The organism is Nocardia sp. NPDC019219, from assembly GCF_040632645.1.
GTDB lineage: Bacteria > Actinomycetota > Actinomycetes > Mycobacteriales > Mycobacteriaceae > Nocardia > Nocardia sputorum.
The window spans coordinates 38,051-64,534 of record NZ_JBEYCG010000020.1; the positions used below are offsets into that span (position 1 = coordinate 38,051).

General features: G+C 69.6%; 24 protein-coding genes and 1 pseudogene. 17 read left to right on the forward strand and 8 right to left on the reverse strand.

Annotated features, from left to right (window positions below; genetic code table 11):
- Positions 1-9: 9 nt before the first annotated feature.
- The 3 genes from ABZ552_RS29295 to ABZ552_RS29305 all read left to right on the forward strand — a co-directional run bounded on the left by ABZ552_RS29295 (position 10) and on the right by ABZ552_RS29305 (position 2,640).
- A complete protein-coding gene (locus ABZ552_RS29295) occupies positions 10-1,011 on the forward strand; it encodes a LysR family transcriptional regulator (RefSeq protein ID WP_281879750.1) in 1,002 nt (333 codons plus the stop codon).
- Positions 1,008-1,670 carry a transcriptional repressor LexA gene (lexA, locus tag ABZ552_RS29300; protein WP_281879752.1) on the forward strand — a complete coding sequence of 221 codons (663 nt, stop codon included), beginning with the start codon at positions 1,008-1,010 and terminating at the stop codon, positions 1,668-1,670. The genes ABZ552_RS29295 and lexA overlap by 4 nt, the downstream gene beginning before the upstream one ends.
- A 70-nt stretch (positions 1,671-1,740) precedes the next feature.
- Positions 1,741-2,640 (forward strand): Sir2 family NAD-dependent protein deacetylase, encoded by a 900-nt coding sequence (locus ABZ552_RS29305; RefSeq protein WP_281879754.1) that lies wholly within the window; start codon positions 1,741-1,743, stop codon positions 2,638-2,640.
- Positions 2,641-2,660: 20 nt separating this feature from the next.
- Here ABZ552_RS29305 and ABZ552_RS29310 read toward each other — a convergent pair whose 3' ends face one another.
- Entirely contained in the window at positions 2,661-3,224 is a 564-nt protein-coding gene (locus tag ABZ552_RS29310) for a PadR family transcriptional regulator (RefSeq protein ID WP_281879755.1), read from the reverse strand.
- Between the two features lie 122 nt (positions 3,225-3,346).
- On the opposite strand from ABZ552_RS29310, the gene ABZ552_RS29315 reads away from it, so the two are divergent.
- Genes ABZ552_RS29315 through ABZ552_RS29325 form a run of 3 tightly spaced genes read left to right on the forward strand, consistent with a single transcriptional unit; the run spans position 3,347 to position 6,398 of the window.
- Positions 3,347-3,763 carry a nuclear transport factor 2 family protein gene (locus tag ABZ552_RS29315; RefSeq protein WP_281879756.1) on the forward strand — a complete coding sequence of 139 codons (417 nt, stop codon included), beginning with the start codon at positions 3,347-3,349 and terminating at the stop codon, positions 3,761-3,763.
- A complete protein-coding gene (locus ABZ552_RS29320; protein WP_281879757.1) occupies positions 3,760-5,247 on the forward strand; it encodes an NAD(P)/FAD-dependent oxidoreductase in 1,488 nt (495 codons plus the stop codon). The genes ABZ552_RS29315 and ABZ552_RS29320 overlap by 4 nt, the downstream gene beginning before the upstream one ends.
- Positions 5,248-5,261: 14 nt before the next feature.
- Complete coding sequence (locus ABZ552_RS29325; RefSeq protein ID WP_281879758.1) at positions 5,262-6,398, forward strand: FAD-binding oxidoreductase; 1,137 nt, start codon at positions 5,262-5,264, stop codon at positions 6,396-6,398.
- A gap of 164 nt (positions 6,399-6,562) precedes the next feature.
- On the opposite strand, the pseudogene ABZ552_RS29330 reads toward ABZ552_RS29325, so the two are convergent.
- A pseudogene (locus ABZ552_RS29330) lies at positions 6,563-6,625 on the reverse strand (hypothetical protein); the annotation flags it as partial.
- 399 nt (positions 6,626-7,024) lie between these two features.
- On the opposite strand from ABZ552_RS29330, the gene ABZ552_RS29335 reads away from it, so the two are divergent.
- On the forward strand, positions 7,025-7,678 hold the full coding sequence (locus ABZ552_RS29335; RefSeq protein WP_350356383.1) for a hypothetical protein: 654 nt from the start codon (positions 7,025-7,027) through the stop codon (positions 7,676-7,678).
- Between the two features lie 146 nt (positions 7,679-7,824).
- Positions 7,825-8,904 (forward strand): saccharopine dehydrogenase NADP-binding domain-containing protein, encoded by a 1,080-nt coding sequence (locus ABZ552_RS29340; protein WP_281879759.1) that lies wholly within the window; start codon positions 7,825-7,827, stop codon positions 8,902-8,904.
- A gap of 247 nt (positions 8,905-9,151) precedes the next feature.
- On the opposite strand, the gene ABZ552_RS29345 is transcribed toward ABZ552_RS29340, so the two are convergent.
- Positions 9,152-9,937: a hypothetical protein gene (locus ABZ552_RS29345; protein WP_281918217.1), complete on the reverse strand. Its 786-nt coding sequence runs from the start codon at positions 9,935-9,937 to the stop codon at positions 9,152-9,154.
- Positions 9,938-10,248: 311 nt separating this feature from the next.
- Here ABZ552_RS29345 and ABZ552_RS29350 point away from each other — a divergent pair, with 311 nt between their 5' ends.
- The 6 genes from ABZ552_RS29350 (at position 10,249) to ABZ552_RS29375 (ending at position 15,573) form a co-directional block, all read left to right on the forward strand.
- Entirely contained in the window at positions 10,249-11,094 is an 846-nt protein-coding gene (locus tag ABZ552_RS29350) for an ABC transporter permease (protein ID WP_281879762.1), read from the forward strand.
- Complete coding sequence (locus tag ABZ552_RS29355; RefSeq protein WP_281879763.1) at positions 11,095-11,823, forward strand: ABC transporter ATP-binding protein; 729 nt, start codon at positions 11,095-11,097, stop codon at positions 11,821-11,823. It begins immediately after the preceding gene.
- Positions 11,820-13,412, forward strand: coding sequence for an FAD-binding protein (locus tag ABZ552_RS29360; protein ID WP_281879764.1), 1,593 nt, complete (start codon positions 11,820-11,822; stop codon positions 13,410-13,412). Before ABZ552_RS29355 ends, ABZ552_RS29360 begins: the two co-directional genes overlap by 4 nt.
- Positions 13,409-13,750 (forward strand): ferredoxin family protein, encoded by a 342-nt coding sequence (locus tag ABZ552_RS29365; RefSeq protein ID WP_281879765.1) that lies wholly within the window; start codon positions 13,409-13,411, stop codon positions 13,748-13,750. The genes ABZ552_RS29360 and ABZ552_RS29365 overlap by 4 nt, the downstream gene beginning before the upstream one ends.
- A gap of 16 nt (positions 13,751-13,766) precedes the next feature.
- Positions 13,767-14,768, forward strand: a complete 1,002-nt coding sequence (locus ABZ552_RS29370; protein ID WP_281879766.1) for an ABC transporter substrate-binding protein — start codon at positions 13,767-13,769, stop codon at positions 14,766-14,768.
- A 214-nt stretch (positions 14,769-14,982) separates the two neighbouring features.
- A complete protein-coding gene (locus ABZ552_RS29375) occupies positions 14,983-15,573 on the forward strand; it encodes a 2-phosphosulfolactate phosphatase (protein ID WP_350356384.1) in 591 nt (196 codons plus the stop codon).
- Positions 15,574-15,599: 26 nt separating this feature from the next.
- Here ABZ552_RS29375 and ABZ552_RS29380 read toward each other — a convergent pair whose 3' ends face one another.
- From ABZ552_RS29380 to thrS, 5 genes are all read right to left on the reverse strand, one after another.
- Positions 15,600-16,217, reverse strand: coding sequence for a TetR/AcrR family transcriptional regulator (locus ABZ552_RS29380; protein WP_281879767.1), 618 nt, complete (start codon positions 16,215-16,217; stop codon positions 15,600-15,602).
- A gap of 31 nt (positions 16,218-16,248) precedes the next feature.
- On the reverse strand, positions 16,249-17,769 hold the full coding sequence (locus ABZ552_RS29385; RefSeq protein ID WP_357441224.1) for an NAD(P)/FAD-dependent oxidoreductase: 1,521 nt from the start codon (positions 17,767-17,769) through the stop codon (positions 16,249-16,251).
- Positions 17,766-18,623 carry an SDR family NAD(P)-dependent oxidoreductase gene (locus ABZ552_RS29390; protein ID WP_281879769.1) on the reverse strand — a complete coding sequence of 286 codons (858 nt, stop codon included), beginning with the start codon at positions 18,621-18,623 and terminating at the stop codon, positions 17,766-17,768. Before ABZ552_RS29390 ends, ABZ552_RS29385 begins: the two co-directional genes overlap by 4 nt.
- 48 nt (positions 18,624-18,671) lie before the next feature.
- Complete coding sequence (locus ABZ552_RS29395) at positions 18,672-20,015, reverse strand: cytochrome P450 (RefSeq protein WP_281879770.1); 1,344 nt, start codon at positions 20,013-20,015, stop codon at positions 18,672-18,674.
- A 120-nt stretch (positions 20,016-20,135) separates the two neighbouring features.
- On the reverse strand, positions 20,136-21,356 hold the full coding sequence (gene thrS / locus ABZ552_RS29400) for a threonine--tRNA ligase (protein WP_281879771.1): 1,221 nt from the start codon (positions 21,354-21,356) through the stop codon (positions 20,136-20,138).
- A gap of 272 nt (positions 21,357-21,628) precedes the next feature.
- Here thrS and ABZ552_RS29405 point away from each other — a divergent pair, with 272 nt between their 5' ends.
- Genes ABZ552_RS29405 through ABZ552_RS29415 form a run of 3 tightly spaced genes read left to right on the forward strand, consistent with a single transcriptional unit; the run spans position 21,629 to position 26,467 of the window.
- Positions 21,629-22,921, forward strand: a complete 1,293-nt coding sequence (locus ABZ552_RS29405) for an extracellular solute-binding protein (protein WP_281879772.1) — start codon at positions 21,629-21,631, stop codon at positions 22,919-22,921.
- Positions 22,918-24,732, forward strand: a complete 1,815-nt coding sequence (locus ABZ552_RS29410) for a hypothetical protein (protein WP_281879774.1) — start codon at positions 22,918-22,920, stop codon at positions 24,730-24,732. Before ABZ552_RS29405 ends, ABZ552_RS29410 begins: the two co-directional genes overlap by 4 nt.
- Before the next feature lie 37 nt (positions 24,733-24,769).
- On the forward strand, positions 24,770-26,467 hold the full coding sequence (locus ABZ552_RS29415; protein ID WP_281879775.1) for a tetratricopeptide repeat protein: 1,698 nt from the start codon (positions 24,770-24,772) through the stop codon (positions 26,465-26,467).
- The last annotated feature ends 17 nt before the right edge of the window (positions 26,468-26,484 follow it).

The window sequence follows — 26,484 nt, forward strand, 5'->3', positions numbered from 1 at the left end:
CGGGAGGTGATGGTGGATCTGGATCTCGCAGCATTGCGCGCGTTCGTGGCGGTGGTGGAGGAGGAGCAGTTCGGTCACGCCGCCGCGGTGCTGGGGATCAGCCAGCAGGCGGTGTCGAAGCGCATCGCGAAGCTGGAATCGCAGCTGGGGGCGGAACTTCTGGATCGTGGGCACGGCAGGAGCGTGCCGACCGATGCCGGTGCTCGGTTGCTGCCGCATGCGCGGTCGCTGCTGGCGGGGGCCGAGGCGGCGGCGCGGGCGGTGCGGGAACAGGTGCGGCCGTTGCGGGTGGCGGTGCTGGGCAAGCGCATGGCGGCGACGGAGTTGATGGAGTTCTATCTGGCGCGTCATCCGCACTCGCAGACCGAGATCGTCATCTCGAACATGATCACGACCTCGCGGGAGGCGCTGGGTAGCGGTCTCGTCGACGCGGCCTTGGCCCGTGCCTACGGTGGCCCGGTGTCGTTGCCCGACGATATCGTCGCCGCTCCGGCGTATTTGGAGCCACTGTATTTGCTTGTGGGCAAGGATCATCCGTTCGCGAGCCGGTCGATGATCGCGTTGCGGGAGATCGCGGGGCAGCCGGTGTGGGTGCCGGGGGCGGCGGTGCCGTCGGAGTGGGCCGATTTCTATCGCGATCTCAGCGCGTTCAGCGGGATTCCGATCGACACCAGGGGTCCGCTGGAGGGTATGGCGGGCATCGTCGAACGTATCGCGGGTTCGTCGTCGTTGACGACGTTCACCGGAGACGGGGGGCAGACGCCGTGGCATCCGAACGTGCGGCGTCTGTTGATCGTCGATCCCACTCCGGCGTATCCGCTGGCGCTGCTGTGGCCGGCGGGCAACCGGCATCCGGGACTGCGGTCTTTGGTCGAGCACGTCGCGGACAACTACAACCGCGATACCGCCGCCGCCTGCTGGGTTCCCGAACCCGATCAGGCGTTGTTCGGTGTGCCCGGTGCGGTGGCCGGTCCGTCGTGTCGGCCGGTGCCTCTACGATTCCCCGGGTGACCGGATACGACCCGCTCGACGCGTTCGAGCACCTCGACACTTCGACGTTGCCGCCGCGGCAGCAGCGGATTCTCGCCACGATCCGGGACTGGGTGCTCCGGCACGGGTATCCGCCGAATACGCGCGAGATCGGTGACGCGGTGGGTTTGCGGTCGGCGTCGTCGGTGTCGAAGCATTTGCGGAATCTGGAGGAGCGGGGTTTTCTGCGGCGCAGCCGGACGGTGTCGCGTCCGATCGACGTGCGAATGTTCCTGCAGGCGCCGGCGCGGCGGGAGGTCGCGGAGGATTCGGTGGCGGTGCCGGTGGTCGGCGACATCGCGGCGGGCGCTCCGATTCTGGCCGAGGAGCACGCCGACGACGTGATGACGTTGCCGCGTGAGCTCGTCGGGCGGGGCACGGTGTTCGGGCTGCGGGTTCGCGGCGATTCGATGATCGAGGCGGCGATCTGTGACGGCGACATCGTGGTGGTGCGTCGGCAGCAGGAGGCGCATTCCGGTGAGATCGTGGCGGCGATGATCGACGGGGAGGCGACGGTGAAGGTGTACCGGCGGCGCAACGGTCATGTGTACTTGGAGCCGCGCAACCCGGCCTACGAGGTGATCGATGGCGACGAGGCGGTGGTGCTCGGCAAGGTCGTGTCGGTGATGCGGCGGGTTTGAGCTGGGCGAAGGCGGCCCGGGTGGGATACCCGGCCTGCCTTCCCGCGTGGGCCGCCGTACCCTGAACGGCATGCCGGACTTCGTGCAGACGCCGCTGGGCGCCGGGTTCGAGCGGCTGGTGGGCTTGCTCGACGGGTGCCGGGTCGTCGCGTTGACCGGTGCGGGGATCTCGACCGACAGCGGGATCCCGGACTATCGCGGTCCCTCGTCACCGCCCCGCAATCCGATGACTTACCAGCAGTTCGTCGGCGATCCGGTGTTCCGGCAGCGGTACTGGGCGCGCAACCACGTCGGTTGGCGGCGGATGGACGGGTCGCGGCCCAATCCGGGGCATCGCGCCTTGGCGCGGCTGGAGCGGATGGGCGTGGTCACCGGGTTGATCACCCAGAACGTGGACCTGTTGCATACCAAGGCGGGGCATCGGCGGGTGATCGATTTGCACGGCACTTATGCGCGGGTGCGCTGTCTGGGGTGCGCGCTGCTGGTTTCGCGGATGTCGCTGGCCGACCGGCTGGAGGCGGCCAATCCGGGTTTCGCGGAGGCCGTGAGTACCGATGGGCTCGAGGTCGCGCCCGACGCCGACGCGGTGGTGGGCGACACCGGTAGCTTCCGGATGGTGGACTGCGCGCGCTGTGGCGGCATGCTGAAGCCGGACATCGTGTACTTCGGGGAGAACGTGCCCAAGGATCGGGTCGCCGCGGCCTACGAGCTGGTCGACGCCGCGGACGCGCTGCTGGTCGCCGGGTCGTCGCTGACTGTGATGTCGGGGCTACGTTTCGTGCGCTATGCCGCCAGGCACGGTCGTCGCGTGGTGATCGTCAATCGTGGCCGCACGCGCGGTGACGATTTGGCCGCGCTCATGCTGGACGCCGGATGCTCGACGGTTCTGCCTGCCCTCGCCGAGCGTTTGCAGGAGATTCGAGTGGCGGCGGCGCCGTCGGCAGCTCATCCGGCCGTCGGTCTGTCTTGAAGCGCGTTGTGTCGTAGTCGTCACAGTCGCGCGGCGATCCGCCGATCGATCACCGCCAGTGCGAACTCGGCCCAGCGAATGTTCTCTTGTTCGAAGGAGATTCCGCGCAGCAGGGTGAGGTAGGGGCCGACTCGTTCGGCCTCGGCCAGGTACGCCTGCTCGCTGCGGCCGTCCAGCAGTCGGGAGCGCAGGCGTTCGTAGCGGGCCAGTTTCGCTTTCGACCATTCCAGTTTGTCGGCTACCGCGGCGCGCACGGTGGGGGCGTCCTCGATGTCCATGCCCTGCACCTTCACCATCATCTCGTCGCGGATGGCGGTGGGCTTGGCCTGCGTTGCGATGAATTCGTGCAGCGCTGCCCGCCCGGCAGGGGTGATGGCGTGCAGGCGCTTGTTGGGTCTGCGCTCCTGCTCCACGATCCGGGTGGTGATCAGGCCGTCGGCCGCCATGCGCTCCAGCTCCTTGTACAGCTGCTGGGGCGTGGCCATCCAGAAGTTGGCCACCGAGGCGTCGAAGCTCTTGGCCAGGTCGTATCCGGACGCCTCACCTTCCAGCAGGGCGGCCAACACCGCGTTGCGTAGCGCCATCTGCCCAGGCTACCAGTGGAGGGGATTATTCAAGAAGTTGACCTTTTCCCTCTAGACATGTGCAGCTGGCCTCGTTAGTGTCAGCATTGATTACTAAATTAGTTGCATATGAGAGGTGGGTTATGCATCCCTTCCGGGCAGCCGTGGAGGCTCGTGACGAGGCCGCCATCGAGGCGCTGCTGGCCGACACGGTGGTGTTCACCAGTCCGGTGGCGTTCAAGCCGTATCCAGGCAAGGCGATCACCGCGGCCATCCTGCGCGCGGTGATCCGCGTGTTCGAGGACTTCCGCTATGTGCGTGAGATCGCCGACGCGAACGGTCGCGATCACGCGTTCGTGTTCGAGGCCACCGTCGATGGCAAGCAGCTGACCGGCTGCGACTTCCTGCACTTCGACGAGCACGGCAAGATCGACGACTTCATGGTCATGGTGCGCCCTCTGTCGGCGGCGCAGGCGCTCGCGGTGCGCATGGGTGAACAGTTCGAGCGCATCAAGGCCGAGGCCGCCGCGCAGTTCGAGGGTGAGGCGCACGGAGGGTGAGCGACTACGACGTCATCGTCATCGGTGCGGGCAATGCCGGCCTGACCGCCGCCGCGACGCTGCAACGCGCGGGCGTGCGCACCCTGCTGCTGGAGCGGCACAATGTTCCGGGTGGTTGCGCGACCTCGTTCCGCCGCGGGCGTTTCGAGTTCGAGGTCGCGTTGCATCAGTTGTCGGGCGTCGGTGTCGAGGGGCAGCCGATCTCGTTGCGAGAAGGTCTGTTCCAGCAGCTCGGAATCGCCGACAAACTGGAGTTCGTCCGCGAGCACGACCTGTACCGCGCCGTGATTCCCGGCGAATTGGACTTCACCCTGCCCGCGGACTGGGACAGCGCGATCGACGCCGTCGAGGCCGAGTTCCCGGGGCATCGCGATCGGGTCGCGAAGTTCTTCGACCTGCTGAAGGCGGTGACCTTCTGGCAGATCGCCGCCATGCGCGGGATGCCGGTCGAGCAGATCGACCCGGTGCTGTTCGAGTACGGATTGCGGCCGCTGAAGGTCGTGCTCGACGAGTTCTTCGACGACGAACGACTCAAGGTCGCGCTGGGCATGTACTGGACCTACATCGGACAGCCGCCGTCGAAACTGCGTTTCCAGGATCTGGCGCTGACCTTGTACGCCTACTTCGAATTCAAACCCTGGCATGTGCGCGGCGGGTCGCAGGCGATGTCCACCGCCATCCTGGACGCCTTCCTCGCCGCCGGTGGTGAGGTGCGGTTCAACGCGGGCGTCGAGGCGGTGCTCACCGAGTCCGGGCGGGTCCTGGGTGTGCGGCTGGAAGACGGTTCGGAGGTCACCGCGCCCGACGTGGTGTCCAACGCGTCGCTGCCGAGCACCTACGGCATGCTCGAAGGGATGGACGTGCCGGCCGAGGTGCGCGACGACCTGGCGGGCAGGCGGATCGGCGTCTCCGGGTTCGTGCTGCACATGGGCTTGGACGCCACTCCCGCCGAGCTGGGGTTCACCACCAGCACCACGTTCGTCAACAGGGACACCGACGACGACCGCACCTACAACGCGTGGAAATCGTTCGAGCCCGCGCGGGGCATCTGCGTCAGCTCCTACGATGTCGCGCCCATCGGGTTCGCCCCCACCGGAGCCACGCATGTCAGCCTGATGACGCTGCAGTACGCCGACATCTGGAAGAACGTCGCTCCCTCGCAGTACGCGCGCACCAAGTTCGCCTACGCCGAAACCCTGCTCGACCTGTGCGAAACCATCACTCCCGGCATCCGCGACGCCATCGAGGAGGTCGACGTCGCGACACCGCTGACCATGATGCGTTACCTCGGACACCCGGGCGGAGCGATCTACGGCTACGACCAGGACGCCACCGAGGGTTGGCTGTTCCGCGACAGCGAGCGCCGAACCCACGTTCCCGGACTGCATCTGGCCGGATCCTGGGCCGGTATCGGCGGATTCCAACCCACCCTGGAGGCCGGCGCGCGGGTCGCCCGCCGTCTCCTGCGCACCAAAACCGCCTGACCCGAGGACGACTCATGAAACACCCACTCGCCGCACGGTTCGACGGAGCGGCGGAGATCCTCGCGGAGATCGATGCCCGCGTCCCCGACACCCGCGACCACCTCGCCGAAACGCGCGCCACCATCGACGCCTACCATCCCGAACGCCTCCGGCTGGTAGTCACCGACATCATCGACGAGACCGCCTCCACCAAAACGATCCGACTCGAAGGCCTCGACAAGAAACAGCTGCCCCCTTTCCTGGCGGGCCAGTACATCAACGTCTTCATCGACGGCACCAGCCGCCCGTACGCCATTTCCTCCAGCCCGGCGCGGTTGACCCGCTACGACCTGACCGTCCGCCGTGTCCGTGGCGGGCGCGTCAGCAATCTGCTGCTCGACAGCGCCCGGATCGGTCAGGTGCTGACCACTACCGGGCCGATGGGCACCTTCCACCACAACCCGCTGTTCCACGGCAGCGCCGTGGTGTTCCTCGCGGGCGGCTCCGGCGTGGTCCCGGCCATGAGCATGATCCGCGAGATCGCCGAACGCGGTCTGGACCGCTCGTTTCACCTCGTTTACGGCTCCCGCGACGCCTCCGACATCATCTTCGGCCCGGAACTGAACGAGATCGCCGCCGCGCACCCGGGCATCCACGTCGACCACGTGATCGCCGAACCCGGTACCGGCTGGACCGGGGCCACCGGCTTCCTCACCGCAGGCACCATCGCCCGGCTGGCGGGCGAGCTCGACGGCCGGATGGTGTACGTGTGCGGTCCACAGGCGTTGTACCCGTACGCCCTCGAGCAGCTCACGGCGCTCGGTCATCCGCGCAAGCGCATTCGTTTCGAGGCCAACGGCGCACCTACCGACCCGACCGTCCAGTCGCACTGGCCCACCGATGTCGATCCCGCGGCGGAGGTCACCGTCACAGCCGGGAGCGTGTCCTTCCGCACCCCCCGCAACCGGCCGCTGCTGGATGCTCTGGAGGACAACGGCATTCGCCCCGAGGCCGCCTGCCGATCCGGCGAATGCAGCCTGTGCCGGATACGGATTCTGAAGGGTGAGGTGCACACCGCCGAAGAAGCGAAGCTGCGGCTGTCCGACGCGCAATTCGGTTACACCCATTCGTGTGTGGCGTATCCGATCAGCGATGTGGAGCTGAGCCTGTGACCTCGAGCCGGTCGGTTCTCGGCTGGACGGGCAACTCCCGGCTCGAGCACTGAACTGGCTGTAGAGCTCGAGCAGGAACTGGGCGAGGTGGCTCATCTCTCGGCCGCAGTGCAGCATCAGGTCCAGGGGCCGGGCTTGTATCTGGCCGACTCCACCGAGTGTCAGCCGAACCACCAGTCCCACATCGCCGCCGTCACCCGCGGCATCCCGGTACGGACGGTAACCCGCGCGAGTCCGGAACGCCTTCGGCCGTAGCCGCGGGCGCCGAATACCCGTGGGCGCGAGATCGGCGACCGGTGCCGGGAAGTAGGGGATCCGTTCGCCGGGCCTCGGAGGGTCGGTGTCCGCGGCGGCGGCCGGCGGGTGGGGGAGCCCGCCCCTCCGTCGGTCTCGGAACGCGTCGTCGGGCAGAACCATCAGCATCGTGAACCCGGACGGCCGCCATTCTCGGAGTCACCCACGCGTCATCACGGGCACCGGGCATGTCGCCGCCGCGCTGCTGTTCGCCATGGAACGAGCGGGCATCGGCCATGGGTGTGACGCGCGGACGGCTGGGCGTGACATTTCCGCGACCATTTCGTAATGTATCGGTGACCTATTCTCGACAGTAACCGGTAAGCGACATCATGCCTGGTCAACACCGCAAAAGAACCGATGCCCGGAGGCTCGTACTCCTGGCCGTCTGCGGCATCGCGGCGGGCGTCGCTGTCGTGGCGTGGGCGGTGATGCGGCCGGGCCCGGTCACGCAGCACGCCGCGGCGGTCCATTCGCCGCCGTCCGCGCCCGTCGCGTCGAGCACGGTCACGACCACCGCGCCGGCGGTGCCGCAGCCGGTCGCGGGCGCGGCCGCGGCTGCTGCCGGGCAACCACCACCATCTGCCAGAGAAGCCGTACAGCACCCGCCCCCACCGCCCCCGCCGGTGTCTTGTTCTACGGAACTCGCCGGCACTCGGCCGCACGTGGCACAGGTCGGCAACCTTTTGAAGAAGACATTCGCCCTCACCGACATCGGCGGCGCCAACGGCCGCAGCGACGGCGACCACGGCGCCGGCTTGGCGCTGGACCTCATGACACCCGATCCCGCGCGCGGCGACGCGATCGCCGATTTCGTACTCGCCAATCAGCAGCGTTTCGGCGTGACCTACGTGATCTGGCGGCAGCGGTACAACGATGGCCACGGCTGGTCGTATCTGGAAGACCGCGGGAGCCCGACCGCCAATCACTACGACCATGTTCACGTGTCGTTCGACAAGGCGGCGGTAGGGGACGTGACCTGCTGATCGGGTGCCCGCGCTGACGCTCTCGCGGCGCGCGGTCGACGAGGAGTCGGCCACGCGGTCATCCAGTCGGCACACGCGACCCTGGAAGGATGCACTCGAGTCGTCCATGCGACGAGAGCTATCGACCAGAACGTAGGTGACTGCCAATGCCGAAGATCGTGCTGTTCGGCGCCACCGGGTACACCGGCCGCCTGACCGCCGAAGCCCTGATCGCCCGTGGCGCCGCGCCCGTGCTGGCCGCTCGGAACGCGACCGCGCTCGAGAAGCTGGCTGCCGACCTCGGCGGCGCGGAGATCGCGGTCGCCGACGTGACCGACCCCGGATCGGTGCGCGCCCTGCTGGACCGGGGCGACGTGCTGGTGACGACGGTCGGGCCGTTCCTGCGCTACGGCGGACCCGCCTTGGCGGCAGCCGTGGCGGCGGGTGCGCACTACTTCGACTCCACGGGGGAAGGCCCGTTCATCCGCAGCGTGTTCGAGCGGGACGAGGAGGCGCGCAAGGCGGGAGTGGGCTTGCTGACCGCGTTCGGGTTCGATTACGTGCCCGGCAATCTGGCCGCCGGTCTCGCGCTACGCGAAGCGCCGGAGGCCGTCCGCGCGGATATCGGCTACTTCATGGCCGGCCCCGGCACCAGCGGTGGCACCCGCGCCTCCATGGCCGGGATGCTGTTCGAACACGGCTTCGCCCTGCGCGGTGGCCGGGTCGTGCCCGAGCGGACCGGCTCACGGATTCGCACTTTCGACGTCGCGGGCCGCGCGCGTACGGGAGTGTCGATCCCGGGGTCGGAACATTTCGCGCTCAGTCGCTCCGCCTCGCGGCTGCGCGAGGCCGACGTCTTCCTCGGCCTGCCGCCCGCGGCCGCTCGTGGTCTGCAAGTGGGCTCGCTGCTCACCGGCGCCGTCGCACGAGTGGCGCCGGTGAAACGGCTGGCCGACGGTGTGCTGGAACGCGTCGTGAAGGGCTCGACCGGCGGACCGACGCCGGAGTCGCGGGCCCGCACACGCTCCTGGGCGGTCGCCGAGACCTTCGACGACTCCGGACGCGTCCTCGCGTCGGTGACATTGACCGGCGGCGACCCCTACGACTTCACGGCCGCGATTCTCGCCTGGGGCGCGCAGACTGCGCTGGACGACGGCCTGCTCGCCGCTGGCGCGCTCGGTCCGGTGGACGCCTTCGGCCTGGACGCGCTCACCGCGGGCGCGGCCGACGCGGGGTTCGATCGGTAGCGATCGACCCGGCTGCTCCGCATTGCCGCGCTGCGGAAGCCTGCTGCTGTCGGATTCCGATCAGCGTCGACGCATGCACATCACCTGTACCGATTCGACGGAGAGCGTGACGCTGCGACTGACTCCGGATGACCGGAGAGCGGTCGCGGGCTGGCTAGATCCGAGCGGAAGCCGCCTGCTAGGACGGGTGGGGCCGGAATAGGCGAACGCACTTGTCGAGGCTTCCCCCGGCAAGCGCGTCCCCGTTTCAGTGTGCCGCGGTCGAGGTCTCGATCGATCTTTCCGACGGCATATTGTGCGACCTCGCTCCGAGCGCGCCGGATAGGTGCCCACCGATGCCGTGCAGGCCGGTGCCCGCACCCGAAGTGCGGAGCGTGCGTGCCATGACGATCGGTGTGGACCTGCGGTGACCCCAGGTTCGAGTGCCGACCACCGCGGGGTTGAAGACTTCGTGCACGAGCACACTCTGCTGGGTCGAGAACGCGATCTCGTACACGCGCGCTGCGGCGGCTGCGGGAAAGAGCCCGAACGGATGACACGTCACGCCGGTGGCGACAATGCGTCTGCGTTCGAATGCGCCCAGCCGACGGATATGGATTCCGAACGGGACACCGTCCGGCGGCATCAGCGTCGACTCGTCCGCTTCCCGGTAGGTGATCAGGTTCTCGCTGAGGACATTCCCAGCCACATCCCGCAATCTGGTGTGTCGCACCCTGAGCGTACTGGGGGCCGGGTCGTCGCAAACCGAGCAGGAAATGCGGAGTTCGTCGGCATCGATAGTGCGCGAGGGCAATACATCGGCAGCGATATCCGACCCCGCGATCTGCTGGAGAAGTAGCGTGGTGGAGCCGTCACCGTACAGCAGCATTCGCGTGGTCAACGGTAGATGAATTTCGGGCGTGAGCTGAGGGTAGACGGCTGCCGCGACGACCGGAAACGTCGTCGGTCCGGCCGTTCGTCCGGGAAGGGAAGTGGTGATGAACGGTGCGAAGTGGTTGCCCAGCCAAGCTGCGGTTCGGGTGATGCTGACCATCGGTGTGACTTTCTCAACGGCGCTAGGTCCGGCAAGGCTAAGAGACGTAGGTAGATCCGCCGCATCGGTACCTTGTAGGTGACTCGAGTCTCACCTGGCTTTTCTGCCTCCGGAGGAGCGTCTGCGCGGCGCTCCGGATTCCCGGCATGGGACAGGAGAGGCTGGGGTGGCGAGGGGCAACTCTTTCGAGCGCAGACCTTCGGGGGTTGACACGGTCGGCGGTTTCAGGTCGCGCTGATCGCAATCATTCTGCGCACTGGTCGCGCACCTTACTGTTCGGGACAGTACTTCTCATGTGAGGACTGTGTCCGATGACATTGCAGTTGGATCCGATCACATCGGCGCCATCTTCCGACCCGGCCGAGGCGGCGACCACCGAAAACCCGGCCCCGTTCACTCGCAAGCTGCTGGGCCCGGCCCGAGCATCCTCCGGACTGATTCTTGCGGTACTGATCTGGCAACTCGGGGCACGATCCTGGCTCGGCACGACCACCCCGGCGCCGACCGAGGTGCTCGAGGCCGGATGGGAGCTGGTCCGCTCGGGTGAGCTCTGGCAGCATCTGGCCGCCTCCGGGCGCCGGGTGGCGGTCGGGCTGACGATCGGCATCGGCATCGGCCTGGTATTCGGTGTGGCGGCCGGACTGTTCCGGATCGCGGAGGATCTGGTCAACGGTCCGTTGCAGGCTTTGCGGATGTTGCCGACACTGGCGCTGGTGCCGGTGTTCATCATCTGGTTCGGCATCGGTGATTCGTTCAAGATCGCGTTGATCATCGTCGCGCCCATCTTCCCGATCTACCTGAACGTGCTGGCCGGGATCCGCGGGGTGGACCGGCGGCTGGTGGAGGCGGCGGAATCGCTGGGCCTCAACCGATTCGAGCTGACCACGAAGATCATTCTGCCCGGCGCGCTGCCGCAGATCTTCGTGGGACTGCGGCAGGCGCTTGGCATCGGCTGGCTCACCCTGGTGGTCGCGGAGATGCAGACCACGCCGGTCGGGCTCGGCTTCTTGATGAACGATGCCAAGGAGTTCCTGCGCACCGACCAGATCTTCCTGGTCCTGGTGATCTACGCGGTGCTCGGGCTGCTCACCGACCTGGTGGTGCGCGTGCTGGAACACCGGTTCCTGTCCTGGCGCACCGGATATGAGGGGAAGTAGATGACCGCGACCATCGGGACCGGTGTCCGCATCCGTGGGGCGGCGCGCGCATTCGGCGGCCGCACGGTGCTGCGCGAGGTCGATCTGGATATCGCGCCGGGCGAGTTCGTGGCGCTGCTCGGCGCCAGCGGCTCCGGTAAGAGCACGCTGCTGCGCGGGATCGGCGGCCTGGACCGCGGCTTCAGCGGGTCGTTCGACGTGCCCGGATCGAAAGCGATCGTGTTCCAGGAGCATCGGCTGATTCCCTGGATCAGCGTGTGGCGCAACGTCGTTCTCGGCGTCGACGGGGCGACCAAGGCGCGTGCGCGCACAGCGTTGGAGGAAGTGGGGCTCACCGCGAAAGCGGATGCGTGGCCTGCCACGTTGTCCGGCGGTGAGGCGCAGCGTGTGGCCCTGGCCAGAGCGTTGGTCCGCAATCCGGAGCTGCTGCTGCTGGACGAGCCGTTCGGCGCGCTCGACGCGTTGACCCGGCTGAAAGTGCAAGCCCTGGTGGCTCGCCTGTGGACGCTGCACCGGCAGTCGGTGCTGCTGGTGACCCACGACGTGGAGGAGGCGCTGTTGCTGGCCGATCGCGCGCTCGTGTTGCGCGACGGCCGCATCGCCGAATCCTTCGACATCACCGTCGCCCGCCCGCGGTCGGTGGTCGACCCCGCATTCTCCGCACTCCGCCGCCGGCTGCTGCTCGCACTCGGCGTGAATCCCGAGGCACCGACAGGAGCAGAAGCATGAGTGAACCGTTGCAGATCAGCACCGACGTTCTGGTGATCGGCGGCGGGCCTGCTGCCTGCTGGGCCGCGATCCATGCCCGCGAGGCCGGCGCCGAGGTGACGTTGGTGGACAAGGGGTACTGCGGGACCAGCGGCGCCACCGCCCCGTCCGGCACCGGCGTGTGGTACGTGGCGCCGGAAGCGGCCGCGCGGGCGAACGCGAAGGCCAGCCGAGAGGCGCTGGGCGGGCATCTGGCCGACCACTACTGGATGGACCGGGTGCTCGATCAGACCTACGCGAACATGAACCGGCTCGCGGTGGAGGGGCGCTATCCATTCCCCGTGGACCCCGCCACCGGTGAGCAGATCCGCACCGGCGTGCAGGGCCCGGAATACATGCGCCGGATGCGGGCGTGGGTGAAACGGATCGGAGTGCGCATCCTCGACCACTCGCCCGCGCTGGAATTGCTGGTGGACGACGACGGCGTGGTGCGCGGCGCGGCGGGCTACCAGCGCCAGGCCGACCGCGATTACCGCGTTGTGGCCGGTGCCGTGGTCCTCGCGACCGGCGGTTGCGCGTTCCTGTCCCGGGCGCTGGGCACCAACGTCGACACCGGTGACGGCGCGCTGATGGCGGCGGAGGTGGGTGCTCGCTTCTCGGGCATGGAGTTCTCCAACGCCTACGCGATCGTGCCGAAGGGGTCGACGATCACCAAGACCGCCTACTACGGATACGCGACGTTCTTCCACGAGGACGGGCGGGTGCTCGAGGGTGCGGGCTCGACCAAGGGGCGTTCGGTGATCGCGCGGACGTTGTTGCGGGAGAAGGTGTTCGCGCAGCTCGATCGCGCCGACGCGACGGTGCAGGCGCAGATGCGGCTGGGGCAGCCGAACTTCTTCCTGCAGTTCGACCGGCGCGGCATCGACCCGTTCACCGACCGGTTCGAGGTGGACCTGCTCGCCGAGGGCACCGTCCGCGGCACCGGCGGCATCGATGTCGTCGATGACGACTGCGCCACCACGGTCGCGGGTTTGTACGCGGCGGGGGACGCGGCGACCAGGGAACGGATCTGCGGTGGGTTCACCGGCGGCGGCAGCCACAACTCGGCGTGGGCGATGTCCTCGGGCAGCTGGGCAGGCCGTGGAGCGGCGGCGTTCGCATTGCGCACGGCCCGCGCTCGCAGTGCCGATCTGCACGGGGCCGGGCGCGCGGGGTTGCGCCCGCAGCACGGTGCGTCGGTCCGTGCCGAGGACGTGGTCGAGGCCGCGCAGCGGGAACTGATTCCGTTCGAGAAGAATTACCTGCGCCACGGCGACCGGATCCGGCCCGCGCTCGCCGAGCTGGACAGCGTCTGGGAGCACGCCACCCTCGGTCTGGGCGGCGGCACCGGAGACGAGCGGGTGCGCGCCCGGCAGGCCGCCGCGATCACCGCCGTGGGACGGTTGATGTACCGGTCCACGCTGGCGCGCACGGAGACGCGCGGAATGAGCAAACGCGCCGACCACCCGGATCAGGATCCGAAGCAGCACCACCACATCCTGTCCGGCGGGCTCGACGAAGTGTGGACGGCGACGGCCGCGGCCTCCGGCACCCTGGCGGTGGCGGGATGATCGAGATCCTGCGCGCGGGGGACTGCATCGCCTGCGACAAATGCGTGGACGTGTGCCCCACGAACGTCTTCGACCGCACCGACAGCGGAATCCCGGTCATCGCACGGCAATCCGATTGCCAGACCTGCTTCATGTGCGAGGCGTACTGCCCTACGGACGCGCTGTACGTCGATCCGGAGGCGACTCCGCTGGCCGATCACGAGACGGTCCGCGACGAGAACATCGGCCGCTACCGCAGGGAACTCGGCTGGGGCCGTGGGCGCAAGCCCGGCAGCCTGGTCGCGGTCGGGCCACGCCTTCCGCACGGCGCTCCGCCGCCGCGGCTGTCCGAACTCTGAACAACGAAAGCGAATCATGCGCATCATCCGGCTGATCGTGCCCGCTGTCGTTTCGGCTCTGCTGCTGGTACTCACCGGCTGCGGGGCCGACGACGCGGGCTCGGCGACCCGCGCCGAGATCAAGACCCTCCGCATCGGCACCATCGGCACCGGCAACGTGCTCACCGGGCCGGTGGGCTTCGCCCATCAGCGCGGCGCCCTGCTGCCCGCGCTGAAGCCGTTGGGTGTGGACAGCATCGAGGTCTACAGCTTCCCCAACGGGCCCGACCTGAACCAGGCGCTGGTCGGGGGCCGCCTCGATGTCGCCACCTACGGTGACACGCCCGCGCTGGTCGCGCGCGGCAGCGGGTTGAAGACGCGGCTGCTGGCCATCGCGGCGGTGAACTACAACGCTGGTGTGGTGGCCAAGGATCCGTCGATCCGGACGCTGAAGGATCTGGCGGGCAAGAAGATCGGGGTGCAATCCGGTTCCTATATCGACCGCTACCTGCAGGGTGCGCTGAAGGCCGAGGGGATCCAGGCGCAGCTGGTGCACCTGCTGGCCACCGACGCGGAGGCGCCGCTCAACGGCGGTGATGTCGCGGCGGTCGCGTTGCCGGATGTGAACCCGTCGTCGTTCTTCCACGCGTTCCTGGCCAAGGGTTTCCACCAGGTCGACTCGATTCAGGACAACCATCCCGATCTCGCGGGTACCAGCTCCTCGGTCAGCAGTCAGGACTTCCTCGACAGCCATCCGCGGTTCGGCGCCGCGTGGCAGTCGGTGATCGGTGAGGCCAACCGGTATGCGAAGCAGCATTGGGACGACTACGTGAACTACGAAGTTACCCAGTCGAAGTCACCGGAGGCGGTGGTGCGGGCCACCGCGCGTCAGAGCTACATTCCCGACGAGATCTTCGCGCCGTCGGGCATCCAGTTGCTGACGGGGACCAAGCAGTTCCTCGTGGAGCAGAAGAAGATCCGGGAGGATTTCGGTCTGGAGGAGTGGTTCTACCGGCCGGAGCGGACCGAGCAGGGCTGAACGGGTGGACGGGTCAGCAGTGGGAGGGAAAGGGCATGCCGGAGATCGCCGAGTGGGCGCGTCAGCGGTCGTGGGGTGTGCGGCTGGAGTGGGGTTCGGCAGGTGCGGTCGCGCTCGGGCCCGGTAGCGCGTGCGTAGTGGTGGTCGATGTCCTGTCGTTCACGACGGCGGTGTCGGTCGCTGTCGAAGCGGGGACGCGGGTGCTTCCTTACCCGTGGCGGGACGGCGGCGCGGCGGATTCGCCGCGCGGCAGGGCGCGGCGCTGGCGGTGGGGCGGCGAGCGGTGTCCGAGCAACAGCCGTGGTCGCTGTCTGCGGCGGCGTTGCGCCGTGCACCGGTCGCCGAGCGGCTGGTGCTGCCCTCACCCAACGGGTCGGCCATCTCCGCCGCCGTCAACGGCGTGCCGGTCGTCGCGGCGTGCCTGCGCAACGCGAGCGCGGTCGCCGGCTGGATCGCCGGGCAAGGATGGGGCAGCGCACGGCAGCCGGTCGCCGTGATCGCCGCCGGTGAGCAATGGCCCGGCCGCGCCGGCCTGCGGCCCGCGGTGGAGGATTGGCTCGGCGCGGGGGCGGTCGCCGCGGCGCTGGCGCGTCTCGGAGCCGGACCGCTGTCTCCGGAAGCCCATGCCGCCGCCGTGGCGCACGACGGGATCGCCGACGTCGCGGCGCTGATCCGGGACTGCGCCTCGGGCCGGGAACTGATCGAAGGCGGGTTCGCGCAGGATGTCGCGGTGGCCACCGAGCTCGACCGCAGCGAGGTGGTGCCGGTGCTGACCGACGGAGCGTTCGCCGCCGCCGGCCGGTGAGCCGGGCGGTCGCCGTCGAGTGGGTGCTAGCGGTGCGGTCCGACCAGCGCGATCGCGGATTCGACCGCCACGTCGACGATGCCCGCGATGTCGTCGCCGTCCTCCACGGTGGTGGCGATGAGTTCCCGGAAACCGCCGAACAGGATCGTCGCCACCTGCCGCGACGGCGGCCGCAGTCCCGCGGCGGCGAATTCCGGTGTGTCGGCGAGTTTCTGGATCAGCGTCACGAACGCCTCGCCGACCTCGCGCTGCAACTGGCGGGTGTCGTCGCCGAGGGCGGGGACGACGCGGATCCAGCTGAGCGTCAAGGACGGCTCTTCGCGCGCGACGCGGATCCACGCTTCGATGGCCTGACGCACCTGGCTACGCCAGGGCTGGTGCGGGTCGACCGCGGCATCGATCCGCTGGATCATCTGCTTGTGGTGCTCGCTCAGCAGGGCGATGAAGCAGTCCTGTTTGCTGGTGAAGTGCTCGTAGAAGGTGCGGCGCGAGGTGCGGGCGTGGCGGACCACGTCGGCGACGGTCGTGTCCTGGTAGCCGCGTTCGCACACCGCCATGGCCATGGCGTCGAGCAGGCGGCGGCGGAACCCCGAATCCGAGTCGTTGTCGGCGGAGGTGCGGGTTACGGGCGCGGCGCGGGTCACGAGAATCAGGTTAGTTACTCCCTTCGGTTGCTCATGCCCGGCCCGAACCCGTGGCCGGGCGGTTGTCGTGTCCCGATGCCACGGTGTGGTGATCGTCGGGCGGTGCGCCGCCGCGGGTGAAGCGGATGGTGCCGTCATCGATGCGGCCGTAGCGGAGGGTGAGCACGTCGTGGGCGTAGCTCATGCCCAGCCGCCACGGAGCCCGGGAGCCCGCTTTGGGGAATCGGTCGATGTCGCGCAGCACGTACCCGGCTTGGAAGTCCAGCAGCGGTGCGGGCGTCACGGTGGAGTCCGGCCACGGAGTGGTCTGCCGGTAGCCGCCCGCGTCCATGTGCCGCAGCAGCCGGCAGACGAATTCGCTGACCAGATCGGCTTTCAAGGTCCAGGAGGCGTTGGTGTAGCCGATGGTGAAGGCGAAGTTCGGCACTCCGCTGAGCATCATCCCCTTGTAGGCCATGGTGTGCGGCAGCGCGATCTGCTGCCCGTCCACCGTGAGCCGGATGCCGCCGAGCGCGAGCAGCCGCAGCCCGGTGGCGGTCACCACCACATCGGCCTCGAGCTCGCGGCCGGAGGCCAGGAGCAGCCCGGTCGGGGTGAACCGTTCGATGCGATCGGTGACCACCGAGGCGCGGCCGCCGCGGATCGCGCGGAACAGGTCTGCGTCCGGCACCAGGCACAGCCGCTGATCCCACGGCTGATAGACGGGCTTGAAATGGGTGTCGACGTCGTAGCCCGGCGGCAGTTGCTTGACGGTCAGGTCGCGGATGAACTTTCGTATCAGTCGTGGACGTCGCCGGCTCAGCTGGTAGATCACGGTGCTGACCAGCACGTTCTTCCACCGGACGACGGTGTAGGCCCGTCTCGGCCCCAGCAGTGCGCGCAGCCGGCCGGCCAGCGCGTCCCGCGCGGGCACCGGCAGGATGTAGGTGGGGGAGCGTTGCAGCATCGTCACGTGCGCGGCGTTGTCGGTCAGCGCGGGCACCAGGGTCACCGCGGTGGCGCCGCTGCCGATCACGACCACCCGTTTGCCCGTGTAGTCGAGGTCCTCTGGCCAGTGCTGCGGATGCACCACCTGTCCGCGGAAGTCGCCGATTCCGGCGAACCGCGGCGTGTAGCCCTCGTCGTAGTGGTAGTAGCCGCTGCACACCAGCAGGAAGTCGCAGGTGAGTTCGCACGTGTCGCCGTCGTGTTCGGCCAGCACGCTCCAGCGGGACTCGGCGCTGGACCAGGACGCTTCGATCACCCGATGCCCGTACCGGATGTGCCGGTCGATGCCGGCGTCGGCGGCCGTCTGGCGGATGTAGCGCAGGATCGCGGGCCCGTCGGCGATGGCTTCCGCTTGCGTCCACGGGCGGAATCGGTACCCGAGGGTGTGCATGTCGGAGTCCGAGCGCACTCCGGGGTAGCGGAACAGGTCCCAGGTACCGCCGAGGGTGTCGCGCGCCTCGAGGATCGCGTAGGTGCGGTGCGGGAAGGCCGCCCGCAGGTGGTGGGCCGCGCCGATGCCGGAGAGGCCGGCGCCGACGATCAGGACGTCGAGGTGTTCGCTCATGCCCGCGCCCCTTTCGCGTCGCGGGCCCGCAGGCGGCGCTCCAGCAGCGCGACCACACCGTAGTAGTGGGTGGGCGTCACCCGCGCCAAGGCATCGAACAGGTAGGCGTCGGGACCGACCAGGATCCGGGACTTGCCGTGTTCGACTCCGCGGCAGATGATTTCGGCCGCCTTCTCCGGCGTGGTCAGCGCCAGTGTCTCGAATTCCGCGGCCATCTGCTCGTGCGTCCGGCCCCGGCCCTCGGGGTCCTTGCGGACGCGGGCGTTGCGCGCGATGTTGGTTTTGATGCCGCCGGGGTGGACGTTCACCGCGGAGACACCGGTGCCGCGCAGTTCCTGGCGCAGGGCGTCGGTGAATCCGCGCACCGCGAATTTGGCCGCGCAGTAAGCGCTTTGATTGGGCATGCCCAGCAGCCCGAATACGCTCGAGGTGTTGACGATCACGCCGTGATCCTGCTCGACCAGGATGGGCAGGAAGGCGCGCGTGCCGTTGACGACGCCGTCGAAGTTGATCCGCCGCAGCCATTCGTCGTCGTCGGCGACGGCGTCGAGCACCGAGGAGGACATCGCGACACCGGCGTTGTTGAACACCGCCGCCAGTGGCGCGGTCAGCCAGTCGCGGACCTCGTCGGCGAAAGCGAGCTGGTCGGCGGCGTCGCGCACGTCCAGGACGCGGGGGAGTACGGGGCCGGTCAATGCGGCCGCGGTCTCCTTCAGCCCCACCGCATCGGTATCGGCAATCGCGACGGGAGAGCCGGTGCCCGACAGCAATCGGGCCAGGCTGCGGCCGATGCCGGAGGCCGCGCCGGTGATCATGACCGGGCGGCCCGACAGCGGCCTACGGGTGCGGGGCATGGGTGCTCCTGCTTTCGGACGTGCGGATGAGATCGGCGAACCGCTCGCTCATGCGGTCGCCTCGACGGCACGGTCGAGTGTTCGCTCGCCGGGACGCGGCGTGCGCCGGTGCACCACGGCGCGGCCCTTCCCGGCCGGGACGAGTGCGACGCCACGGAAGTGGGTGCGCTCGTCGCGGGCGTCGGTGGGTTCCAGCGTGAAGTCCCGCAGCAGCGTGCGCAGCACGACGTTCATCTCCATCGTGGCGAACGCGGCGCCGATGCAGCGGCGGCTGCCGCCGCCGAACGGGATCCAGCTGAACGTGCCCGGACGGACGCCGACGAACCGGTCGGGGTCGAAGGCACGGGCGTTCGGGAAGAGGTCCTCGTTGTCGTGCATCAACCGGATGTTGACCACGATCTTCTGGCCCTCGGGCAAGGTCCATCGGCCCAATTGCAGCGTCTCGGCCCGGACCTGGCGCAGCGTGATGTCGATGACCGGCCGGACGCGTTGCACTTCCAGCAGCGTCGCCTCACGCAGTTGCGAGCCCCCGGCGTCGGCTTCGGCCACCAAGCGCCGCAGGACGTCCGGGTGCCTGCGCAGCCGCTCGATCGTCCACGACAACGTCGTCGCCGTCGTCTCGTGCCCGGCGGTGAGCAGGGTCAGCAGTTCGTCGGCGATCTCGCCGCGCGACATGGCCGTGCCGTCGTCGTAGCGCGCCTGCAGCATCATCGCCAGCACGTCGTCGCGCTCGTCCAACCCTTCGCGGTTGGCGCGGTCGATGAGTTCGCCGACGATTTCGTCGTAGCGGCGGCGGTAGGCCGCGAAGCGGGCCCAGGGACCGAATCTGCCCAGCGCTCGCCGGGGAACCGGGATCGCGGCGAGGGCTGAGGCGATCAGGACGAGTTTGGGCAGCAGCCGGCGCAATTCCTCGAATTCCGCGCCCTCGGCGCCGAAGACCGCGCGCAGGATCACGTTCAGCGTGATCCGCATCATCGAGTCCATCGTCGCGAACTCGCGGCCCGACGGCCAGTCGGCCATCTCGCGGACCGCCTCCTCTTCGACGAGCGATTCGTACACGGCCAGCCTGCGGCCGTGGAACGGCGGGGTGAGCAGTTTGCGCTGCTTGCGGTGTTCGACGCCGGTCAGCGCGAACAGCGACCCCGGTCCGAGGAACTGACCGAGGTTGACGTCGATGTTGTCGACGAGGTCGGTGCTCGTGGTGAACAGGGCTTTGATCTCGGCCGGGTCGGCGAGCACGACGCAGTCTCCGAATCGGGGCATCTGGACGCGGAAGGCCGATCCGTAACGGTCGTGCATGCGCCGCCAGGTCCGGGTGCGCCCGGTCAGTATCCGCAAGTTCTGCACGATCGGCGGGGTGGATGGCCCGTCGGGAAGTCGCACAGCGGGCATGCGCCCACCTCCTCGTGTGGTACTCCGATGTACCATTCGTACGGTACGCGCCTGTACCAGGCTGTGACAAGGGTTACATCGAACAAGCCCGGGGCGCGTCGGCCACCCTCGGCCGGGTTCTCACGCGTCCTCCCACAGTTCGGCGCTATGGACGGCGAGCAGCGCGTCGATGCGCCGGAGCGCTTCGGCGGCGGGCAACGAGGCGAGGCGGCGTCCGTCGCGCAAACGCAGCGCCACCGCGTCGGCGGCGGCCTCCTCGGCGCCGATGATCGCCTGATACGGCACGAGTCGGTGATCGCGGATGCGTGCACCGAGGCTGCCGCGATCCGGCGGCGACACCGCCACGCGCAGTCCGAGGTCATGGCAGCGGCGCTCGAGGTGCGCGGCCGCGGGCTGCTGGGCATCGGTCACCGGCAGCACCACCACCTGGGTCGGCGCCAGCCAGGCCGGGAACCGGCCGCCGTGGCATTCGATCAGGTGGGCCACGGCCCGCTCGACGCTGCCGACGATGCTGCGGTGCACCATGACCGGCCGGTGCGCAGCGCCATCGGCGCCGGTGTAGCGCAAGTCGAACTGCTCGGGTTGATGGAAATCGACCTGCACGGTGGACAGGGTGGACTCCCGTCCCGCGCTGTCGCGGACCTGCACGTCGATCTTGGGCCCGTAGAACGCCGCTTCGCCTGCCACCGCGTCGTAGCTCAGGCCGCAATCGTCCAGGGCGGCGGTGAGCAGGGCGATCGACCGCTCCCACAAGTTCGGCGCGGCAACGTATTTCCCCTCCGGCCCGGGCAGCGACAACCGGTAGCGGGCGGCACGGATGTCCAGCGCGGCGTAGGCGTCGGCGATCATCGCCAGCGCACCGGTGACCTCGGCGGCTACTTGATCGAGGGTGCAGAAGATATGCGCGTCGTTGAGCTGGATTCCGCGTACCCGGGTCAATCCGCCCAGCACGCCGGACAATTCGGAGCGATACATGCCACCCAGCTCCGCGATCCGCAACGGCAGCTCCCGATAGCTGTGCGCGCGGGACCGGAACAGCAGCGCGTGGTGCGGGCACAGGCTCGGGCGCAACACCACGTGCTCACCGCCGAGGTCCATCGGCGGGAACATGTCGTCACGGTAATGCCGCCAGTGCCCGGAGATTTCGTAGAGCTCGCGTTTGCCGAGCACCGGCGAATACACGTGGCGGTAGCCCGCGCGGCGTTCGGCGGTGCGGATGTAGTCCTCCAACGCCTGGCGCACGGCCGCGCCGTCCGGCAGCCAGAACGGCAGGCCGGAGCCGATCAGCGGGTCGGTGTCGAACAGGTTCAGCGCACGGCCGAGGGTGCGATGGTCGGGCATGGTGGTCTCCTCGTCGACAGGGGGCGAGTGACCACGAGACGAAGCCCCAGGGCACTCGCCCCGGGGCTCGGACAAACGTGGATCAGCGCGCCGGGACGGATTCCGGCGTCGTCGTCACAGCAGCGCGCTTCACGCGGGCGACGGTAGCAGAGGCCGCCGCAGCCACGCACGCGAGTTTCCCGGGAAAGCGGCGAAGATCGCGAAGCGCCCACCGGCGCGAGGGCTTTGACGCATAATCGGGTTCGATTGCCACGCAATGACATCGGGGGTCGATGGGGACGCGCAGGGCGGTGCTGCAAGCGGGAACGCTGCTCCCGCTGGTCGCCGCGTGCGCGCCGGACCTGCTGCTGGGCAGCTCGGACGCGGTGCGCGTCGGGGTGTCTTGGAGCGGGCAGGAACTGGCGGCCTTCCACGCCGTCCTCGACGGCCTGGACCTCGGCTTCGCGATCGAGGTGATCCCGCTCGGCGACAACACCGACACCGCGTTCACCGCGGGCGGACCGTCCGCGCCGGACGTGGTGCTGCTTCCGCAGGCGGGCCGGGTGCGTGAACTCGCCGGAGACCACAAACTGCGGCCCGTCGCCGACAGGGTGTGGACCGACGAACTCGGCAGCCGCTACGCCCAGCCCTGGCAAGCGTTGCTGCGCTCGGAGGGGCGCCTGTACGGGGTGCCGTTCAAAGCCGCCGACAAGTCGCTGCTGTGGTTCGACCGGCAGCAATTCGACAGCTACGGCCTCGGTGCGCCGGCGGCCTGGACTCTCGCCGACTGGGTCGACCGGATGGAGGTGCTCGCCCAGACGCCGATCCGCCTGCTCGCGCTGCCCGCCGCCGACGGATGGGCGCTGACCGACTTCTTCGAAAACGTTCTGCTCGCCGAATCCCCGCGCATCTACGACGATCTGGCGTCCAAAGACAGCCGGGAGTGGGACAACCCGGCCGTGCGCGCCGCGTTCGGGCATCTGGGCGTGCTGTGGGGGCAGCGGCACGCGTTTCCGGGCGGCGTCGGCGTCGCGTTGACCAGGCAGTTCTCCGACGCCGTCCGGGAGGTGTTCCAGCACCGCCGGGCCGCGGCGGTCGTCGCCCCCGACTTCGCGGAACCGATCGTGCGCAGCGCGGTCCGCGCCTCCGGGCGCACCGTGGAGGACGCCGTGGGCGTGGTGCCCTTCCCCGCGGTGACCAGCGCGTCGGGGCGGCCGAAGATCGTCGGAGGCGACGTCATGGTGGTGACCCGGCAAGCCACTCCCCGCGCGGACGAACTGGTCGAGAGACTGGCCGGCGCACGCGCTCCGCTGCCGTGGATCGAGCGCTACGGCGGCTTCCTGGCGCCGAACCTGCGCACCGAGGCGGACTACTCGCCGTTGCTCGCGCCCTCGGCGCGGGAGCTCGCCGCGCGCAGCACCTTCGACCTGTCCGACCGGATCGGTCCGGTCGGCGGCCGGGAAGGGCTGTGGCGGGTGCTGACGGAGTTCCTCATCGCGATCGGCGACGGCGCCCAGCGGCGGGTGGCCGAGTCCACCGACCGGGCGATCGCCGCGCTGGACGACGTCGAGCGGCGGCGCCGATGACCTCGCCCTCGGATTTCGACGTCAACGGTCTGCGCATCGAGCTGGCCACCCGCCGCATGCGCGGGCCGCTGGTGCCCGGCGGCCGGCCGCGGCGCTGGCTGGGATGGGCGGCGGGTCTTCCCGCGACGGTGCTGACGGTCGCGCTCCTGGCGCTGCCCGCCGCGTGGACGCTGCTCATCGCCACCCGGGCACGTCCGGTCACGGTGCTGGCCTGCGCGCTCGCCGCGGCCGGTGCGCTCCTGCCCGCCGTGCTGCGCCGACGGTTGGGTGTGCCCTGGATACGAATCGTGGTGTGGCCGTCGGCGATCGGCGGCACGATCGGCGGACTGTGGCTGCTGGGCGGCACGATGACCGCCGACGACCGCGGCGCCTACCTGCGCACGCTGCTGTGGGTGGCCTTCGCGATCGGACTGCTGATCCTCGCGCTGGCGATCGCGTGGTGGGGGCGCTCGGCGCGCTGGCTGTGGTTGCCGCTGATCGTTCCGTTCGGAGTGTCGGCGTTCGTGTCGGGCGTGGCGTTCCGGGTGATCTTCGGCAGCGGCGCGCGCTGGCTGGACATCGAGGACGTCGGGCTCTACCGGTGGTGGCTCGCGGCGATGCTCGGCTCGGCATTCCTGTGGACCTGGCTGGGTTTCCTCACCGCGCTGTTCCGTGCCGGAATCCATGCGATAGAAGCCGATCCGGCGCGCGCGGGCTACCTCTACCGCGACGACGGCAGGCCGCTGGCGGTCCGGCTGTACGAGTTGCTGCGGCCGGTGCTGCTGATCGCCGGGCTGGCCGTCGGCGTCGCGGCCGCGCGCGTGTTCGATGTGGTGCTGATCGGGGTGCCCGGGGCGCTCGAGTACCAGGTCGACAGCGCGACCGTGCATTGGTGGCGGCTGTCGGCCGACGCCGAGCCCGGGGTCGCGGCCGCCTACGCGCTGCCGCTGGCGGTGCTCGTGGGCGCGGTTGCCTGGCTGCTGCAAGTGGACGTGCGCCGGCACCGCGCGAGCTGGTCGGCGGTGCGCGCGATGTCGGTGGCGGGCCGCAGCCGCGTCGGTCCCGTGCGCGCGGCGGGCATCGTGCTGGTCTCGGTGCTGGTGCTCTACCCGATCGGCGTACTCGCCTATACCGGGTTGCACGGGCACGACGGGTTCGGATTCGCGGCCATCGGTCTGCTGTGGGGTGACGACGGACTGTGGCGCTCGCTGCAGACCACCGCATGGGTCGCGGGGATCGTGACCGTGGTCGTGGTGGCCGCGGCCGCGCCGGTGGCCTACCGGCTGGCGGCGCTGCGACCCAACGGCACCGCCGCCCGGGTGGCCGTCGTGGCGCTGGTGGTGCTCGCGGTGATCCCGGCGCAGACCTACCTCGGGCCGATCGACGGTCTCGTCGACGCCCACGAGCTGTCGGGCACGCGGATCCCGCTGATCCTCGTGCACGCCGCCGCCGGCCTGCCGATCGCCATCCTCGTGCTGCGCGGCGCGATGCTCGCCCCGCCGGGCAGCGCCGCCGCGGACGCCCTGCACGGCCTGGCCAGCCCGGGCACCATCGCCCAGCGCGTGCTGGCCTCGTCCGGGCCCGCGCTGGGGGCGGTGGCGGTGCTCGAGTTCGTCCAGGTGTGGAACGACTTCTTCATCGGGCTCGTCGTCAGCGGAGCAGGCGCGAGCCCCTGGTCGCTGCTGTTGTGGGGCGAGGCGCGGCAATTCGGTGAGAACACCGCGCAATTGGCCGCCGGGTCGCTGGTGTCGGCGGTGCTGCCGGTGGCGCTGCTGCTGGTGACCTGGCGGCGGTGGGTGGTGCCGGGCCTGACCGGTGGAGTGCTGCGATGACAGCGGCCGCGCCGGGACGCGGGGAGGGAGAGCGACGGTGAGTACCTCGACCGAACCCACCGAGCCGGTCGGGCAGACCGCGACGCCGCGATCCTCGATCTGGATCGGGTTTCTCGGCACCGCGTCGCTGGTCGCCTACACGGTGCTGTTCGAGCTGGTGCGCACCCTGGTGGTGAACTCGTTCGGCGAGAACGCCGTCGTCCAGTTCTTCAACGGGCCGCTGCGCTGGCTGTCGGTGCTGTTCATCGTCGCCGCCGCGGCCTACGCGCTGTCCCGGTTCGCCCGCGGGTATCGCACCAGAGTGCGGACCGCCCGGGAAATGGACCTGATCGCCGGTCTGGTCGAACCGGGCCCCGCGCTCGCCGACCGCAGACCGCGCGCCGCCGCACCGGCCCCAGAACTGGACGCGGTGCTCGACGGGCACCTCATCGCCGCGGTGCTGCGGGACCTGCCGGTGCACGACTACGAAACCATCGCGCTGCTGGCCGTGCTCAACGCCATTCGTGACACGCCGGGACGGCTGCCGCTGGCGCGCGAACCCTCCGCGCGCACTGCGGCGAAACTGCTGGAGGGTCTGTGCCGCCGGGAGATCATCACCGAGCATGGCGCGCAGCGATTCCGCGTGCGGCGCGTGCCCGAACTGCCGGATCGATCCACGGTGACCGCAGGACCGCAGTGGGCCGCGGCGCTCACCGCGCTGCTGCACCACTACGCCGACCGCGCGGGACGCTGGGCGATCGCGCTGGAATCACGGCGCTTCGCCGTGGGCGCTCGCCGCTGGTTCGAGACCGAGGAACCCTATCTGCGCGCCCTGGTGGCCGCCTGCGCGAATCCCGGCCGGGAGTTCCCCCCGGCGGCGGTCGCGCACCTGGTTCGCCTCGGCAATGCCCTGGACGTGTGGTACGCGCGAATCGGATTGGGGGAGAACGAGAGCGGGGTGGCCGACGATCTGTGCTCACTCCCGGGAATCGACGAGCTGAATCGCGACCTGGTGTTGCTGCGGGCGGGACGGCTGGACGAGCGGCCGCGCGGCTACCGGCCGCGGCGGCTGTCGACGAGCTTGGCCGCCCGCTGGGAACATCAGACGGCGCTGCGGCGGCTGGGCGCCGCCCCGGTGGATCTGGACGAGGTCGCCGATCAATTGGAGACCGCGTGGTGGCTGCTGCCGCGTGACGACGTCGCCGGGGAAGTGTGCGCTCTGATCAACCTCGCCGTCGTGCACATCCGGCAGGGCCGCCTCGACGCCGCGCAGGACCGTCTCGAACTGGCCGAATCCCTCACCCGCACCGGTCTCGATCCCGACGGGCGAGCGCAGACCCACGAGACCATGGGCGCGCTGTGGTGGGCCCGCGGCGAACCCCGCCGAGCCCTACGCTGCTGGCAGCTCGCGCTGAGCGCCTACCGCGTCCTGGACGACGACCCCGGCATCGGCCGCTGCCTGCAACATCTCGGCTCCGCGGTCGTCGCCGACCCCGACCACGCGACCCTGCTGCTGCCCGCCGACCCACCCCTCACCCGCGCCGAAGCCATCCGCCAAGCCAGCGGATGGCTGGCCGAAGCCCGCCGCAGACACCCGCTCGTTCGCCACGCCGGATACTATGCGGCACAAGCACGTTCGGACCTGCGCGCCGATCGCGGCCTGCTCGGCCTCTTCCCGGCTCGCCGCCGCGGCCCGCTCGCGCGCATCGATCAATGGCCCGCGTCCGTCGACGACCACGCCCACCGGCCACGCTGACCACGAGCCTGCGACCG